The sequence below is a fragment of the Butyrivibrio sp. VCD2006 genome, from assembly GCF_000423925.1.
In the GTDB taxonomy this organism is placed as follows: domain Bacteria; phylum Bacillota; class Clostridia; order Lachnospirales; family Lachnospiraceae; genus Butyrivibrio.
Genome location: NZ_AUIX01000008.1, coordinates 137,919 through 154,474, shown reverse-complemented (window position 1 = coordinate 154,474; position 16,556 = coordinate 137,919). Strand labels below are relative to the sequence as shown.

The window sequence follows — 16,556 nt, the reverse complement described above, 5'->3', positions numbered from 1 at the left end:
TCCTCACAAATTAAATATCAAAATCATCGCCCGGAGCGATGTTAATATCAAAATCATCCTTACGTGAAACAGGTGCCTTGTCTTTAGGCAGATTCTTCTCATCAGCATTTTCAGAACCGCCAACGGAAAGAATTCCAATATCCTGTGTCTGTAATCTGTTCATGTTAAAGTTAGGAACAAGATCCTCCTCATCCTCCTCGCCCATAGGAAGTACCATTCCCTCAGGCACATAGCGAGGTGTCTCCTGATTCTTTTCTATCGGGCCTTTTTCGGTTTCAGGAATATCGTCCTGTAACTCTTCAACATTTTCTGTAATATTTTCTTCTATGTTGTTTTCTCCTGATGTTTCTGCTTCTTCTTTTTCTACTTCTTTTGTTTCTACTTCTTCAGTCTTTTCTTCTTCAATTTTATCTTCTGCAATTTCTTCGGTAACTGCTTCTTCATCAACTGTATCTTCGTCAGAAGCATCAGAATTATCTTCATCTGCAATAGCTTCTTCATAAGCAGCTTCTTCGAGAACAGCTTCCTCTGCAACAATTTCTTCCGGAGTTACTACTTCATATCCGTTTTCTGCTGTCTCATCCTCAGGTTCATTTTCAGTAGCCTTCTCATGTGAGTAGATCTCGATTTCATTTACATGAATCATTGCAGCAATTCCGCAGCAGATCAAAATTACCACAAATGCTATTATCATAACTTCACTGTTAGCAGCTGTTTCTCCAAGGAAAACAGAAGCCACCAGTCCAAGTACAGAGCACATAATAAAAGGGCTTGTCTTTGTGCATCTCTTCTTAAAAAACAGAACTGCCGGAATCAGTGCTGCAACTAAAAGCCCCAGTGCAAGATAAGTATTGTAGGGGGAACCCTTTACCATGAGAAGCCATGCGTTTTCGTTATAGCCATAGAATCTCCAGGTCCAGTGATAATATGTATCGGGAATGCTGTCCGGTCCTCCCTCGTATATAAGCATTGCACCAAATGAAAGCACACCGGCAATGAGCACAATTATCTCATTTACGCATACATTGATTGTCTCGCCATACATATCATAAAGCACCCAGGCTGCGATCAAAAATGGAATAACTGTAGCGCTTGCAGCCTCAAAATAAATCATAAAGCCAAGGAAAGCGCCAAATAATATACTTATAAGCTTGTAATACCAACGTGTTGATGCCGCAGTATAAAAGCCATAAACATACAATATTGTGAGCATCAAAAGGAAAAAGAATGCAGTAAAAGTAAGCTGCGAAGAAGCAACACTTTTAAGCGAGTATCCGAATGATGGTATCGCAATAACAGCTATCGATCCTGCAAGTGCGGGAATCATTCCAAGCACAACTCTTATCGAGATGTACAGGAACAAAACAAGTAATAATCTAAGAACAAGATGTAATGCGTAGGCTGTATTAAGAGAATTACCAAGAAATCCCATAAATACCTTTAATACAGCTACATAGGCCTTATCGGCAAAGCTTGAAAGGATTATGTCCTGGCCACTGGCAGCAATAACCGCACTGTCATAAAGCTGAATATCTCCGGTAAAGTCTTTTACAATTGACTGAGAATATCCAAATGCAAAGAATGCAGCAACTAAAATGACAATCGGTAATAATATCTCAAGCCATACTGGTTTCTTAAAGCTATCAAGGCCTGACTTTTTCACAATCCCCTGAATGGCTGCGTTAAATACAAGTCCTAAAACTATAGCCACAAGGATACCACATGCTGCAGTTCCTCCGGCAACATAATATCTGTCATAAGACGGAAAAAGCCCCGAAATAAAGCCGGTAACTCCTATGGCAAATATCATTCCCACTAAATAAATTACCCAGACACAAATCCCCATCCATGTCTTTTCAAGCTTCATCTCAAGGCCTCCCCAAAAATGTTATTTTTTATTCTGCGTTGCTGTCATCCCAGTTGTGATATACTGCCTGAACATCATCATCCTCTTCGAGAATATCAAGAATTCTCTGGATGCACTTTACGTTGTTCTCATCATTAACCTCAACATAGTTCTGAGGGATCATTGTGATCTCAGCAGAAGCTGATACGATTTTCTCTTTATCAAGAGCCTCAACCACGCCCTGGAATGCCTCGGGAGTAGTAAGGATTTCGTAGCTGTCATCTTCCTCGTTGAAATCATCTGCACCTGCATCAAGAACGAGCATCATAAGGTCATCAGAACCCATCTGGCACTCTTCTTTATCAATAAGAATCTGACCCTTTTTATCAAACATGTAAGATACACATCCGGGTGTTCCAACGTTACCGTTACCCTTAGAGAATGCTGCTCTTACATTAGCTGCTGTACGGTTAGTGTTATCTGTAAGAGTATCAACAATGATAGCTGTGCCGCCAGGACCATATCCTTCGTATGTAAGGTTCTGGTAGTTTACACCACCGTCAGCTCCTGCAGCCTTCTTGATACCACGCTCAATTGTATCGTTGGGCATGTTATTTGCCTTAGCCTTAGCAATAACCTGAGCAAGCTTGAAGTTATTGTTCGGATCAGGGCCGCCCTCCTTAACTGCTACTGCAATCTCACGTCCGATAACTGTAAAGATCTTACCCTTTGCAGCATCGTTCTTCTCCTTCTTATGCTTAATGTTAGCGAATTTTGAATGTCCTGACATTGTATCCTCCTAAAAAGTTATTAATTTTCTTTATTTTCCTGATCGTCTTTAGTATCCTCGGATTTTTCATCTTTAATCCTTTTAACTAAAACGCTTTGGATCATGTGGTTCTTGACCGAAAGGATCTTGAATGAATATCCCTCGATCTCTGCAGTAAAGTCCTCACCCTCCTCAGGAATCCTGTCCAGTTTGGAAATAAGAAGGCCGTTTACTGTTTCAAAATTGGCATCTTCAAATTCTATTCCAAACCTGTCTTCAAGATCCTCGAGAGGTGTCTTTCCTTCGATTATGAATTCATCTTTATTGGATGTAGCCTCTATGTAATCCTCATCAGCATCATATTCATCCATGATGTTACCAACGATTTCCTCGATAATGTCCTCCATGGACACAAGACCTGCAGTTTGTCCGTATTCATCGATTACGATAACCATCTGAGTCTTGGACTTTTGCATATCATGGAAAAGGCTGTCAATATTTCTGGTCTCCGGTACATTTCTGGGAGATCTCAGAAGTCCTCTTGTTTTCCTCAAAGGTGTATCATCGTCCGTGTGCTCGGAGAGCTTTTTCATGGCATCTCTTATATGAAGTATTCCGATTATGTGATCGATATTGTCGAGATAAACCGGAAATCTACTGTTGTTCATATCGAGCATGAAATTAACTGCTTCCTTGAGCGTGGTATTACCGTCGATGCACACCATAGCCTTTCTGTTGGTCATGATGTCCTGAGCCTGTTTATCCGAGAACTCAAAGATATTTGAGATCATGTCTGCTTCTGAGTCCTGAAGAACGCCCTGCTCCTGACCTTCGGAAACCATTGATTTGATTTCCTCTTCAGTTACATCGTTATCATCCGCATCCCAGTGAAATCCGAATATTCTTAGGATTCCCATGGCAGTTAATCTGACAAGCCCTGTAAACGGACTAAAGAAGCTTATTATCAGTGAAATAGCTCCAACACCAAAATATGCCCATTTTTCAGGATACCTGGTACCCAGTTTTCTCGGTATGAGCACTCCTATGGTGAGTATAACGTACATAAGCAGAATAAAAGCTATTACATAAGAGATGATCTGCAAAAGTGCTACATTTGTAATATGACTGCTCATGAGACCATATGTGAAACTGCTCAGTTCTCTGATATAAATGACACCGAAAATCATATTGATAAGGAGCGTTAGGAGCTGAATAGTATTGATGTAACGTCCCGGAAACTCAAGTATCTGTTCAAGCTTCTTAGCAGATTTTTTCTCTCTTGCATGAAGCGGATTATTTGAGTCCTCATCCTTATCATTGTTCTTATAAATATCATCGGGTTTAAGATTCTCGATCGCTGCACCAAAGCCATAGCATAGCACATCAATCAGCATCATTGTTATAAATATCAGTATAAAGGCAGTGACAGTGGGCCCACCATCGTCCATCTATATTCATCTCCTTTGCTATCAAAATCGCAAAATGCGTCAAGTTAGAATATAGCATTTTGCGCACTTACAGTCAAGAAAACGGGAATTTCGTCACCCCTTGTCATCGTTTTTTCGTTAAAGTAAAATATTAACATGATATCAGTATTTTTTGAGTTCCTAACGAGAGGACTCATTTGGATTATAAAAAGCATATTTGACATGATCGCGTTTTTCTTAAGGCAGCTTTTCAGACTCTTTCGTCTGTTTCTTGTTATACTGCCCATTACAGGAATCGTCTACAGCCTCTTGTTTATATCGCTCACAATTGAGGTCATAGCCGGAGAAAATGTCATTTCATCCCTGCTCCCAATTACTTTTGATTCCACAGGTGTCAGAGGTATTATTGTTGATACATTAAGGGATTACCTATCCGTTCTTTCGGAATATGGCGGTACACTGATGTATTTTATACTCTTTATGATTCTTCTTATTCTGGCCGTTCCGATTTCGATTGTATTCATAGGCGTCGGCACCTTTGCCTACTCCGGAAAATACCTTTTAGTAATTGTTCTTGCTGATTTATTTTTCTATCTTATAGGCAGTGTTATTTCAAGAAAAACGGCAACTGACATCCTTAAAAATCGATACAGGAGATTATTTCCTACTGTCGGCAGAAAGCTCAATCAGAAAAGCTATGACAAATGGCTTCAAAAGCACCATGAAGAATTTGAAAATGATACCTTCTCCCATTCCCGTAAAAGAAGTGTATTAGAAGAATTCTACAGTGAAGATGCAGTTGATGATCACTATGAAGATGAATACGATGAAGATTACTTTGAAGATCAGTACGAATATGAAGGCGACGATTATGAAGATGACAGCTACGAAGACGATGAGTATAGTGATGAATCTGATCTTTACTATGATGATTACTATGAAGAGCCTGAGGACAGGCATAAAAACAGGCAAAGCTCTAAAAATGCCAATCCGTCACCATCCTTTGATTTTTTCGCCGGCTGTAATTCTTTAGAATCCGCGAACAGAAAATATAAATCTCTCGTAAAGCTTTATCATCCTGATAATATGGACGGTGATACTACCGCCCTTCAGGAAATAAATATGCAGTATAGCGAAATTAAAAAGCGGCTTGGATAAGTGATTTCACTTTTCCATAGCCGCTTTATTTAAAGTTCAAAGTCTTTCAGAATCTTACCGTCTTTTACATAAAGCCTCGGAACACGGCGATTCAAATTACAGGTGAATTCATAATTGAATCTCCCACTAAGCTCCCCTAGTTCCTCCACTGTTATCTTGGCACTCTCACCTTCGCCGAAGGATTTTTCGGATTCTCCTATCAGAATAACCTCATCCCCTTCCTTCGCATTGGGAATTCCTGATATGTCGACCATAAACTGATCCATGCATATTCTTCCAAGAATCCTTGCCTTTTCACCATGAATAAGTACATAGCCCTTACCACCTGACAGGCTTCTTGGATAGCCGTCTCCATATCCTACCGGAATTGTAGCAACCCTCATTCTCCTGTCGGATACGAAGGTCCCTCCATAGCTCACCGGTGTGTTCTCAGGTATATCCTTTATGTAAGATATATGGCTGTACATAGACAAGGCAGGTTTAATATCTATCTTGTTTCTGCTCACTTCCTCAGAGGGCCACATTCCATACATTGTGACGCCGCATCTGACCATATCCATATGAGCTTCCGGTAAATCAATAATGCTTGCACTGTTAGCGCAGTGAACTATAGGAATTTTATAGTCATTTTCCTTCTCGACCTTTTTAACAAATTCATCAAACTGATTTAATCTGCTATGAGCATCATTTAGATTTGCTTCATCTGCTCTTGCAAAATGTGTAAAAATCCCCTCAACTTCAATCCCATCCGTCGCGAGAACTGTTTTTACAAAGTTTTCACCATCAACATCAGGTCTTATGCCAATCCTGCTCATACCACAATCGACAGCTATATGAACGTGAAATATCTCTTTACCGCCCTGTGCACGTCTCTTCTTAACACGCTCTGAGAGGTGTTTTAGCATATCATATCTAAATACCGCAGGTCGTATATTTTCCCTAAGCATTCTCTCATAAGCATAGGGGAATGTATAACCGAGTACCAGTATCGGCTTGCTGACTCCGGCCTCTCTAAGTTCAAAAGCTTCTTCCGCCGTAGCAGTTGCGAATCCCCAAATGTAGACATCGTTTTGCAGCATCCTTGCTATTGGCACCGCACCATATCCATATCCATCGGTTTTTACAACCGCGAGCATCTTTGTGTTTCTTGGTAGTGAGTTGTACATGCAATCAACATTGTGTGAAATCGCATCCAAGTCTATTTTTGCATATACTCTAGAAAATTCTTCAAGCATTTCCGTGTCGCCTCTGATTTCTTTATGTATTATGTTTTAGCATGATTGTTTTATTAAAAAATGAGCATCATCCGATGTTTCCTGAAAATATCTCTCTAAGGCTTCCCGAAATATCTCTGGCAGTCATTCCCTGTCTGCCATTCTTAACAGCAGCCATATCTCCGGCCACGCCGTGAAGGTAGGCCCCCACAACAGCAGCCTCTAATACATTGGAATATCCTGAAAGAACAAGCGCACCAAGAAGTCCTGCAAGTACATCTCCGCTTCCCGCTGTAGCCATTCCGTCATTGCCGCTTATGTTGATATAATTTCCGGTTCCATCTGAAATAACACTTCTAGCATCTTTACATATAATACTAGCATGAAATTCTTTTGCAAGCCTTGCGGTTTCATCCATTATGCAGGCTCTGCAATCATGTATGTCTCTTCCCGCCAATCTGGAAAACTCAGCAAGGTGAGGGGTCATGATAATGTCTGCTTCATACTCAACCACAAGCTCTCGTATTTCCTTGTTCTCGGAGATTATGTTGAGTGCATCCGCATCAAGAATCAACGGTATTTTGGCATTTTTCAGAATTATTCTCATGATCTGTATGCCGGAGTTACCTTTTCCAAGTCCGGGGCCACATACAATTGCATCAGCCCATTCAATTGATTTTAAGAGGTTCTCGGTATTCTTCTTAAAATCCTCACTATTTCGGGGTTCCATTCCATCCTCGCGATAAACCTCCGTCATAGCTTCCGGAAGAAGTGTCTGAATCGCTGACAAATTGGCCTCTTCAGTGAAAACCTTCACCATTCCTGCACCGCTTCTTATGCAGCTCTCGGACGCCATAATACAAGCCCCGCTGATCTTTCTGCTTCCGGCCGCAATCAGGACTTTACCAAAAGATCCCTTGTTGCCTGCAGGATTTCTTGGGGGTAAGAGTTTTCTTGGTATTTCATTTTTTTCGGGGATATCGACATATTTAAACTTAGGGAAATCTCCTAAGAATCCATCCTCAGTTATTCCGACATTAACAATATGTATCTCACCTGCATGTGCAGCTCCGGGATAGAAAACAAGTCCCATCTTCAAAAAGCCGAAGGTAACGGTCTCATCGGCCCTTATGGCATTACCGTGAACCTGTCCTGTATCCGTGTTAATTCCGGTGGGGATATCGGCTGCGATCACATGGGGGAATTTTCCATCATAATCTTCTCTTGAGTAATTTATCTCCCATACCGCCGACATATAATCACCGGAAAGATCCCTTGTGCAGCCTATTCCCAGCATGGCATCAACTATGACGTCGCTCTTTTTTATCTGCGTGCTAAGAGTTGCACTGTCAAAGTCGACAACATCTATTCCATAGGAAAGCGCTATCTTAAGCTGATTGCTGCAGGCCTTTGATCTTTTTGTGCTGGAAGCTTTATCGCTAATGCTGTGATTAACCAGTACCAGGGTAACATCAATTTTATCCTGATAGAGAAGTCTGGCAGCAGCTATGCCGTCTCCGCCATTATTCCCGCTTCCGGCAAGAATAAGCACTTTCCCGCCTTCAGGAAGTGCCTTTTTTACATATTTGCATATAGAAAGCGCCGCCCTCTCCATCAGTACATCCTGAGGAACTCCAAACTCGGAAATGGTAGCTTCATCACATCTCTTCATTTCGGCAGCGCTTACAACGTATTTTGAATTCTTGTCAATCATCTGTGAATTTTTCATCTTCAATTATTATCCCATTATGTTCCTTCATACCTGGCTTGATCACAGGGTGTCTTCTTTCAGGATTGTACTTAAGGTCAAACAGATCTATGACCTCGGGACCGAAAATATTGTGCATATATGAATACACATTAAAATTCTCCAGCTCCTTTTCCTGCATACGGATAATATTTTTCTTTAGCTGTACCCTGACCTTGGATACCCACTCATCAATAGCATCAATCTCGAGAGAATTATCATGGATTCTCTTATAGAATATATTCATTGTCTCAACCATAAGCTGAATATCTGTCTGATAGATTTCTCTGGGGAGTCCTAACATTTCGTCCTCGCACTCCTCAATTTTTTCATTGCATTCCTTGATAAGCCTGGTATGATCATCTATCTCAGCTTCAATCTTCTTTCGCTGCTTGGGGCTTTTGTCAGCATCGTCCCTCAAAACAACTATTTCGCCAAGAAGCTTTTTCTTAAGTCTTTTTATATCCTTTATTTTCTCTCTGGTTTTTTCCTGTTTACCAACAAGCGCATTAAGCTCAGCCTCAAGCTCTTTTATCTTTTCTGTCTTGGGGCTTAGTAAAAATAGCTGTTGCCATTTTGAATCTTTGGAAAGTATGGGTATGTCCTTTCCAACGAGAGCATCAGAATAATTATCCTTAGCCATATTGGCATCCTCTTTAGGGTTAAAACATCATTACTTCCTGGAACTATGGGATTTCTCGTATCTGTCAATGCTATATGAGAGCTTCATAAGTGAATCGGACAAATGAACATTTTCAACCTGAACATAATCAGGAACCTCCAAATCCACATGTGCAAAGTTCCATATAGCCTTTATTCCGCACTTTACAAGCTTGTCAGCCATGGGAACAGCCTGATCCTTCGGAATTGTGAGGACTGCTATTTCAATCTTATTATCTCTGACAAACTGCTCTATCTCTTCCACAGGCCTTATCTCTATATCTCGTATTTTCTTGCCATGGAGTTCTTCATTTAAATCAAATGCACCTTTAAAGATAAATCCTCTGTTAAAGAAATTATTGTAACCGGAAAGTGCCTGTCCAAGATGACCTGCACCAATGATGATAAGTGTATGCTCTCTTCCGAGACCAAGTATCTTGCCTATCTCATCATATAAATACTCAACATTGTAGCCATATCCCTGTTGTCCAAAACCACCAAAGTTATTAAAGTCCTGTCTTATCTGAGAAGCTGTGACTTTCATGATGTCACTGAGTTCCTGGGATGAAACTCTGTCTATTCCGCGATCCTTTAGCTCACCTAAATATCTGAAATAGCGGGGCAAACGACTGATAACAGCCTGCGAAATTTCTTTTCTCGCCATATATCCTCCATACTTTGCCGATAAATTATGTTTATATTATACTGCTCTTTAAATTCGGCTATTTTAATTATACTATCTGTTAAATTTTCGTCAATCTTGTAAATTGCATTTACAATTTCTTTAATAAGGATTTTATGAATAGTTTCGAATTATGAGAGCTGCGTTGCTGATTTTTTGCATAAGAAAACAGCCCTTATCAGAGAAGACCTTACTTATCTCTGTTAATACCTGATACTTTTCCTCAGATATGTAAAATTCATTTGAAAATATGTTTCAATTCAGATATTTTCTAATGAAATTAACTTTTAATAAACTGCATATTTACTATTTCTTTAATAAGTATTTTATAGATAATTTCGAATTGCATACTATAATGACCCTAGCTTCGTATGTAGTTTTTTGGAAGTGGAGATTGAAAATATGGGAATGTCAATTGACGGTTTAGGTGCATATAGTATGTACCAGACCAAACCTATGAATTATACCTTGTCCAATCAGGCACCTGTTTCCGACGTATATGATAAGCACAAGGCAGTTGGTGATATTTCTACCGTTGCCCCAGTTGTTTATCCTAATGCACAGGAAGTTAAGGTTGGCGAAGTAGCCTCTACTGATGGCAAAGAGGAATCTTTGAAGGTAAGTCAGCAGTATAACCAGATTGCATCTAAATTTGGCAATACTACGGTAGGCTATGGAAGAGATATGACAGGATATTCATATGGTCAAGCAGGTAGCTCTTTCGACGCGTTTGCATGATGATAATAGCCCGATATGAAAAAGGACGCCCCGGGTATATATGTTGTATGCATATATACCCGGGGCTGTTTTTATTCCCCTCATCCGGCACTTCGTGCCACCTTCTCCCTAAGGGAGAAGGCAAAGGATTTATCCCTTCTCCTTTAAGGAGAAGTCAGAGGATTTTTCCCCTCTCCTTTAAGGAGAAGTCAGAGGATTTTTCCCCTCTCCTTTAAGGAGAAGTCAGAGGATTTATCCTTTCTCCTATAAGGAGAAGTCAGAGGATTTATCCCTTTCTCCTACAAGGAGAAGTCAGAGGATTTATCCCTTTCTCCTACAAGGAGAAGTCAGAGGATTTATCTCTTCTCCAATAAAGAGAAGGCAGAGGATTGTTATTCTTATATTACTGTATCACTCACTAAGAGTTTCCCACTCATCATAGAGCTCTGCAAGGCGGGATTCATTGGCTGAGAGTTCGTCGGATAGCTTGCGAACCTTCGTTAGATCTGTTGCGACCTCAGGATCTGATAATTCTTCGTTTATCTTATCGTTTCGCTCCTCAAGCTTTGCAATTTCATCCTCGCACTTTTTAAGAGCAGCTTCCTGCTTACGCTTTCTTGCAGCTTCCTCTTTTTGAGCTTTCCAATCGGCTGCTCCTGAGCCTGAATCACTGTCAGATGCTCCGGTTTTTGAAGCAAGCTTACCAAAGCCTGCGCCTGAAGTAGCATCGGAAGAACTCATTTCAATGCCTCTTCCGAAGGAAGAATTATCTCCCTTTTCAGCAATTGCTCTGGCTGTCTGTTCCTCACAGTGTTCCATGTAATAATCATAATTACCAATGTAATTCACGATTGATCCATGAGTGAGATCAAGTATTCTGGTTGCTGTTCTGTTTATAAAATATCTGTCATGGCTAACATAAAGGACAGTTCCTTCATAGCCGCAAAGAGCATCCTCAAGAATTTCCTTACTTGTAATGTCAAGGTGGTTTGTAGGCTCATCAAGGATAAGGAAGTTTGCTTCGGAAAGCATGAGCTTAGCAAGGGAAACTCTTCCCTTTTCACCACCTGACAGATCACCTATTCGTTTGAATACGTCATCTCCTGTGAACAGGAATGCCGCAAGTGTATTCCTGATCTCGGTATTATTCATTGAAGGATATGTATCGGAAAGTTCTTCAAACAATGTCTTTTCATTGTGCAGAACCTGATGCTCCTGATCATAATAGCCTACATGAACCTTTACTCCCAGGATGATCTCTCCATCATCAAGTGTCTCCATGTTGTTGATTATTTTCAACATGGTGGTTTTTCCTGTTCCGTTATCACCGATGATAGCAACTCTCTCTCCTCTTTTTATATCAAAAGAGATGTCCTTAAAGAGCTGTTCATTTCCAAATGACTTGGCAATCCTGTCAACATGCATTACATCATTGCCGCTTACACAATTAGGCTTTAATGTGATTCGCATGTCGTCTCTTACTTCCGAAGGCTTCTCAAGACGCTCGATCTTATCAAGCATCTTCTCTCTGCTCTCAGCACGCTTAATGCTCTTTTCTCTGTTAAACTGCTTAAGCTTATCTATTACCTCTTCCTGATGCTTTATCTCAGCCTGTTGGTTTAAATATGCCTTTAGCTTGGCAGCCCTTATCTGCTCACGCTTTTTTGCATAGGCAGTATAGTTGCCAAGATAAACATCAGCATTTGTCTGATCGATTTCAATAATCTTCTGAGCAATGCGATCAAGGAAGTATCTGTCATGGGATACGATAAGCACCGCTCCCTTATAGTTCATAAGGTAACCCTCAAGCCATCTGATTGAGTTCATATCAAGGTGGTTTGTAGGCTCGTCCAGAATGATGAGATCAGGGCTTTGCAAAAGGAGTTTACCAAGAGCAACTCTTGTCTTCTGACCTCCTGAAAGAGTAGATATCTTCTTATCAAACTCCTCTTCAGAAAAGCCGAGTCCCTTAGCAACGCCGATAACCTCACTCTCCCATGCATAACCGTTTTTAAGCTGAAATTCATGGTTCATCTGAGCGTATCGCTCCATGAGCTTATCAAGTTCCTCACCGCGCAAAATATCCATCTGCGCTTCAGCAGCTCTTATGTCAGTCTCAAGATCGATTACATCTCTTTTCATCTCCCTTAGTTCTTCATAGATGCTGTGAGCGCTGTCGATATTCTGGTTCTGAGCAAGATAACCGAATGTTGTCTCTTTTGAAAATGTAACGGTTCCACTATCAGGAGTAAGCTCACCTATGATCATTCTTATAAGCGTAGTCTTACCGGCACCGTTTATACCAACAATCGCTGCCTTCTCATTATCCTCAATATGAAAAGATACTCCCTTCAAAACATCCTTGCCGTCAAAGGATTTTGAAAGATCATGACAATTTAAGATCAAAACAATTATTTACCTTTCACTTTGTTTATTACTATCTTAGCGGCACGTTTAGCAGCATAGGGTCCTACCAGTTTAAGCTTATCTTCAGATCTAACCATCGTACTTGCTTCAGGTATATCCCTTGATAAATGAATAGCATCAAACTCACATTTTGTTGTGCAGAGTCCGCATCCTATACATTTATTCTCATCCACTGTTGTGGCACCGCATCCAAGGCATCTGTTTGCCTCAGTTTTTACCTGTTCCTCGCTAAGAGTTAATCTTAAATCATCAAAGGTATCTTTTGCAACACCTGCTTTTTTGCCCGGAACCTGACGAGGTGCATTATCAAAGCTTTCTACCTTGATATCATCCTTATCAAGCTCTATGAATTCCCTACGGTCTCTTGCAAGATCAAGTCTGTTACCGGGATGAACGAAACGGTTCATGGAAACGCATGCCTCACGACCACCTGCGATAGCATCGATTGCAAATCTGGGTCCTGTGAATACATCTCCACCTGCAAAGATATCGGGCTCTGCTGTCTGGAGTGTAAGAGAATCAGCAATAATTCCTCCGTTAGGACGAAGCTCTACTTTTGTACCCTTAAGAAGATCACCCCAAACGATAGCCTGTCCGATTGACAACAGAACATTCTCACATTTAATTGTTATGGTCTCGTTCTCATCATATTTAGGATTGAATCTTCCATCTGGATCCTTTACGGAAGTACATTTCTTGAAGATTATTCCGGTAACCTTGCCGTTCTCTGTAAGAATTTCCTTAGGTCCAAAGCCGTTTAATACTTCAATTCCTTCTTCCTTTGCTTCATCAACTTCATCCTTTGCAGCAGGCATTTCCTTTTCGCTCTCAAGACAAAGCATTGTAACCTTGGAAGCTCCGGCTCTTACTGCGGTTCTGGCAACATCAACAGCTACGTTTCCGCCACCTACTACAACGGTTTCACCGACTAATTTCTCACTGTGATCAAGATTCACCTTTTTGAGGAAATCAACACCTGTCTGAACGCCCTCGGCATCCTCGCCGGGAACACCTGCAAGTCTTCCGCCCTGGCATCCGATAGCGATGAAAAATGCCTTATATCCCTGCTTTCTGAGTTCATCTATTGTTACGTCTTTTCCTACTTCAACGCCGAACTTAAACTCAACGCCCATCTGCTTCATGACATCGATCTCAGCTTCAATGATGTCCTTCTCAAGGCGATAACTGGGAATACCATTCATAAGCATTCCGCCGGGACGCTTTTCTTTCTCGAATACAGTTACAGGATAACCGTCTCTTCTAAGGAAATATGCAGCAGAAAGTCCTGCAGGACCGCCACCGATGATAGCCATCTTATAATCATCAGACCACATTCCTCCATCATGCTTCTCACAAAGCGGTACATATCTGTTATCCTTCTTTAGGTCAAGAGATGCGATAAATTTCTTGATCTCATCAATTGCAAGGGGCTGATCGATTGTTCCTCTTGTGCAGGCATCCTCACAGCGTCTGTTACATATTGCGCCGCATATCATAGGAAGCGGATTGTCCTGCTTAATAAGCTTAAGGGCATCCTCATATCTTCCCTCAGCAGCCATCTTGATATATCCCTGAACTGAAAGATGAACGGGACATGCTGTCTTACAGGGAGCTGTTCCTGTCTCATAGCAGTTTATCTTGTTATCATCACGATAATTGTAATTCCACTTATCAGGCCCCCACTTCTGACCATCAGGAAGCTCTACCTTGGGATACTCAACCTCTGTTCCATCCTTTTTGCAAAGCTTCTGACCAAGCTTAGCTGCGCCTGCGGGACATACCTCTACGCACTTACCACAGGCAACACACTTACTCTTATCAACATGAGCACGATATGCGGATGCTGAAAGATTAGGAGTATTGTAAAGCTGTGATGTTCTAAGTGCATTACATACGCCGGGAGCACAGTTACAGATAGCAACTATTTTTCCTTCACCGTCAATATTGGTTATCTGGTGAACATAGCCGTGTCTCTCCGCACGCTCAAGAATCTCATAAACCTCTTCTTTTGTTACATAGTGGCCAATTCCGCGGCTGTCCATATATTCAGCCATGTCGCCCATACCGATACAGTAATCACCACGGATCTCGCCACTTCCTTCGCCTCTCATAGCCTGCTGCTTTCTGCAGGAGCACTCTGAAATACCGAATTTATCATACATGTCTATCCAACGTGAAAGATGTTCTACAGGGACAGACTGATTTTCAATTGAAATTGCCTTTTCAACAGGAATAACATGCATTCCCACTCCGGCTCCTCCGGGAGGAACCATCTGTGTAATCCCGCCAAGGGGAAGCTGTGTCATAAGGTTGAAAAATGTTGCAAGCTGCGGGAACTCATCTGTGAGCTTCTCCTGCATCATCATAAACTCAGCAGAGCCCGGTACAAAAATAGGAAGCTCGTACTGCTTATGCTTATCAGCAGTCTTGGCACGGTTCATCTCGATGATACCGATCCACACGAGACGATCAACCATCTTCTGAGCATCCTCTACGCTCATTGAGTTCATTTTAGCAAGCTCCTCAATGCTGTAAGGAACTCTTGTCTTCTTGAAATTTAAAAGAAATTTTACCTGAGACTTATCAAGAATCATATCAAGCATCCAGTACTCCGGATCCCTGTTGTTGATTTTGTTAAAAAGCTTCTTCACATAGCGGTCAGTGATAAGTGTTGCCAGCTTTAATACAAGCTTCTCCTTCTCCGGATCCTCCGCCACGTAATTCGGATCCTGCCAGTAATCATTTTCATTGATCATCGGATCCCCGATTTTCCATTCGCTAATACTTTTCCCCATTTAGAAATAACCTACCTCTCTAAAAAAACTATATGGTGCATGGCACCTAAATGCATTTAATTTTATCATAATTTCGTACCTTAAATTGTCTGAAAATATGCCATTTTATGCGCTTTGTCGAATTTTCACGCACTTGTTATCAACGAAATATTATCAAAAAAAACACGTCCAAAATATCGTTTCTATTTTGGACGTGTTTTATGTATTTTATCAAAAACTATTAGTATTTAGTTTACTCCATAAAGAAGTCTTGCAAGCTCAGAATTCTTATCAAGAATTATTGTTTTCTCACCGCCATTAAGTGATTTTTCCATTGCTTCGAGAGATCTTACAAAATTGTAGAACTCTGCCTTTTCCTCGGTGTTATATGCTGCAGAATGGATATTCATATATTCCGCCTCACCTTCACCTTCAAGGGTAGCGGCTGTTTTCTCAGCATCAGCCTTAAGGATGGCAACCTTCTTATCTGTTTCGTTCTTGATCTTCTGTGCCTCTGCATTACCTTCTGCAGTATAGGAAGCTGCAATATTATTTCTCTCTGATGTCATACGCTCATATACAGCGGTTCTGTTGTCGTCAGGGAGGTCAAGAGCCTTGATCTCAGCTGTTACGATTTCAACGCCGTATCCGCCCATATCAGAGTTAGCATCCTCAGTTATAAGCTTTGTCAGAACTTCGCCGCGGGATTCAATAACCTCATCCTGTGTCATTGATGAAATCGCTGTCTTTGTTGCGTTATATACAGCAGCTTCAATTCTCTCCTGTGCTCTTGTATCTATCGCATTAAGTGACTGAATGTACTTAACAGGATCTGTAACTCTCCAAAGCACATAGGTGTCTGTGATCATTGATTTCTTATCCCTTGTGATTACATCTGATGAAGGGATATCGTAAAGCTTTGTTGCAGCATTGATTCTCTGCGTTGTCTGCACGAAAGGTGTGATCATTTTAAGTCCTGGTTCGGTTTCAACCTTTACGATTTTTCCAAACTGTCTTACTGCCACAAATTCCTTCTGATGCACTGTATAAAGTGAGTTACCAAGTATAATGCAGCCGGCTACAAGAATTATTGCAAGTAGCGTGCCAAATATTGTTTTTTTCATCTATATTTCCT

12 protein-coding genes are annotated in these 16,556 nt (G+C 41.0%); 2 read left to right on the top strand and 10 right to left on the bottom strand.

What is annotated here, in order from left to right; all coding sequences use genetic code 11:
* Positions 1-10: 10 nt before the first annotated feature.
* Genes G586_RS0105515 through G586_RS0105505 form a run of 3 tightly spaced genes read right to left on the bottom strand, consistent with a single transcriptional unit; the run spans position 11 to position 4,063 of the window.
* On the bottom strand, positions 11-1,867 hold the full coding sequence (locus G586_RS0105515) for a hypothetical protein (RefSeq protein WP_026526931.1): 1,857 nt from the start codon (positions 1,865-1,867) through the stop codon (positions 11-13).
* A gap of 28 nt (positions 1,868-1,895) precedes the next feature.
* Positions 1,896-2,636 (bottom strand): YebC/PmpR family DNA-binding transcriptional regulator, encoded by a 741-nt coding sequence (locus G586_RS0105510; protein WP_026526930.1) that lies wholly within the window; start codon positions 2,634-2,636, stop codon positions 1,896-1,898.
* 20 nt (positions 2,637-2,656) lie between these two features.
* On the bottom strand, positions 2,657-4,063 hold the full coding sequence (locus tag G586_RS0105505) for a hemolysin family protein (RefSeq protein ID WP_026526929.1): 1,407 nt from the start codon (positions 4,061-4,063) through the stop codon (positions 2,657-2,659).
* A gap of 135 nt (positions 4,064-4,198) precedes the next feature.
* Between G586_RS0105505 and G586_RS0105495 the strand changes: the two genes are divergently transcribed.
* Positions 4,199-5,200 (top strand): hypothetical protein, encoded by a 1,002-nt coding sequence (locus G586_RS0105495; protein WP_155834028.1) that lies wholly within the window; start codon positions 4,199-4,201, stop codon positions 5,198-5,200.
* A gap of 29 nt (positions 5,201-5,229) precedes the next feature.
* Here the strand turns inward: G586_RS0105495 and alr are convergent, their stop codons facing one another.
* The 4 genes from alr to G586_RS0105475 all read right to left on the bottom strand — a co-directional run bounded on the left by alr (position 5,230) and on the right by G586_RS0105475 (position 9,485).
* Positions 5,230-6,435, bottom strand: a complete 1,206-nt coding sequence (alr, locus tag G586_RS0105490) for an alanine racemase (RefSeq protein WP_035772570.1) — start codon at positions 6,433-6,435, stop codon at positions 5,230-5,232.
* 67 nt (positions 6,436-6,502) lie between these two features.
* Positions 6,503-8,143, bottom strand: coding sequence for a bifunctional ADP-dependent NAD(P)H-hydrate dehydratase/NAD(P)H-hydrate epimerase (locus tag G586_RS21880; protein WP_051204582.1), 1,641 nt, complete (start codon positions 8,141-8,143; stop codon positions 6,503-6,505).
* A complete protein-coding gene (locus G586_RS21875; protein WP_051204580.1) occupies positions 8,121-8,804 on the bottom strand; it encodes a hypothetical protein in 684 nt (227 codons plus the stop codon). Before G586_RS21875 ends, G586_RS21880 begins: the two co-directional genes overlap by 23 nt.
* Positions 8,805-8,834: 30 nt before the next feature.
* Entirely contained in the window at positions 8,835-9,485 is a 651-nt protein-coding gene (locus tag G586_RS0105475) for a redox-sensing transcriptional repressor Rex (protein ID WP_026526926.1), read from the bottom strand.
* 420 nt (positions 9,486-9,905) lie between these two features.
* Here G586_RS0105475 and G586_RS0105470 point away from each other — a divergent pair, with 420 nt between their 5' ends.
* Positions 9,906-10,241: a hypothetical protein gene (locus G586_RS0105470; protein WP_026526925.1), complete on the top strand. Its 336-nt coding sequence runs from the start codon at positions 9,906-9,908 to the stop codon at positions 10,239-10,241.
* Between the two features lie 390 nt (positions 10,242-10,631).
* On the opposite strand, the gene G586_RS0105465 is transcribed toward G586_RS0105470, so the two are convergent.
* From G586_RS0105465 to hflC, 3 genes are all read right to left on the bottom strand, one after another.
* Positions 10,632-12,626 (bottom strand): ABC-F family ATP-binding cassette domain-containing protein, encoded by a 1,995-nt coding sequence (locus G586_RS0105465; protein ID WP_026526924.1) that lies wholly within the window; start codon positions 12,624-12,626, stop codon positions 10,632-10,634.
* A gap of 5 nt (positions 12,627-12,631) precedes the next feature.
* Entirely contained in the window at positions 12,632-15,403 is a 2,772-nt protein-coding gene (locus G586_RS0105460; RefSeq protein ID WP_051204577.1) for an FAD-dependent oxidoreductase, read from the bottom strand.
* Positions 15,404-15,669: 266 nt separating this feature from the next.
* Positions 15,670-16,545, bottom strand: coding sequence for a protease modulator HflC (gene hflC, locus G586_RS0105455; protein ID WP_026526922.1), 876 nt, complete (start codon positions 16,543-16,545; stop codon positions 15,670-15,672).
* Positions 16,546-16,556: the final 11 nt, after the last annotated feature.

Excerpts from the sequence above, each read along its gene's own strand:
- G586_RS0105515 (WP_026526931.1), bottom strand. The coding sequence starts at position 1,867 with ATGAAGCTTGAAAAGACATGGATGGGGATTTGTGTCTGGGTAATTTAT.
- G586_RS0105510 (WP_026526930.1), bottom strand. The coding sequence starts at position 2,636 with ATGTCAGGACATTCAAAATTCGCTAACATTAAGCATAAGAAGGAGAAG.
- G586_RS0105505 (WP_026526929.1), bottom strand. The coding sequence starts at position 4,063 with ATGGACGATGGTGGGCCCACTGTCACTGCCTTTATACTGATATTTATA.
- G586_RS0105495 (WP_155834028.1), top strand. The coding sequence starts at position 4,199 with ATGATATCAGTATTTTTTGAGTTCCTAACGAGAGGACTCATTTGGATT.
- alr (WP_035772570.1), bottom strand. The coding sequence starts at position 6,435 with ATGCTTGAAGAATTTTCTAGAGTATATGCAAAAATAGACTTGGATGCG.
- G586_RS21880 (WP_051204582.1), bottom strand. The coding sequence starts at position 8,143 with ATGAAAAATTCACAGATGATTGACAAGAATTCAAAATACGTTGTAAGC.
- G586_RS21875 (WP_051204580.1), bottom strand. The coding sequence starts at position 8,804 with ATGGCTAAGGATAATTATTCTGATGCTCTCGTTGGAAAGGACATACCC.
- G586_RS0105475 (WP_026526926.1), bottom strand. The coding sequence starts at position 9,485 with ATGGCGAGAAAAGAAATTTCGCAGGCTGTTATCAGTCGTTTGCCCCGC.
- G586_RS0105470 (WP_026526925.1), top strand. The coding sequence starts at position 9,906 with ATGGGAATGTCAATTGACGGTTTAGGTGCATATAGTATGTACCAGACC.
- G586_RS0105460 (WP_051204577.1), bottom strand. The coding sequence starts at position 15,403 with ATGATCAATGAAAATGATTACTGGCAGGATCCGAATTACGTGGCGGAG.
- hflC (WP_026526922.1), bottom strand. The coding sequence starts at position 16,545 with ATGAAAAAAACAATATTTGGCACGCTACTTGCAATAATTCTTGTAGCC.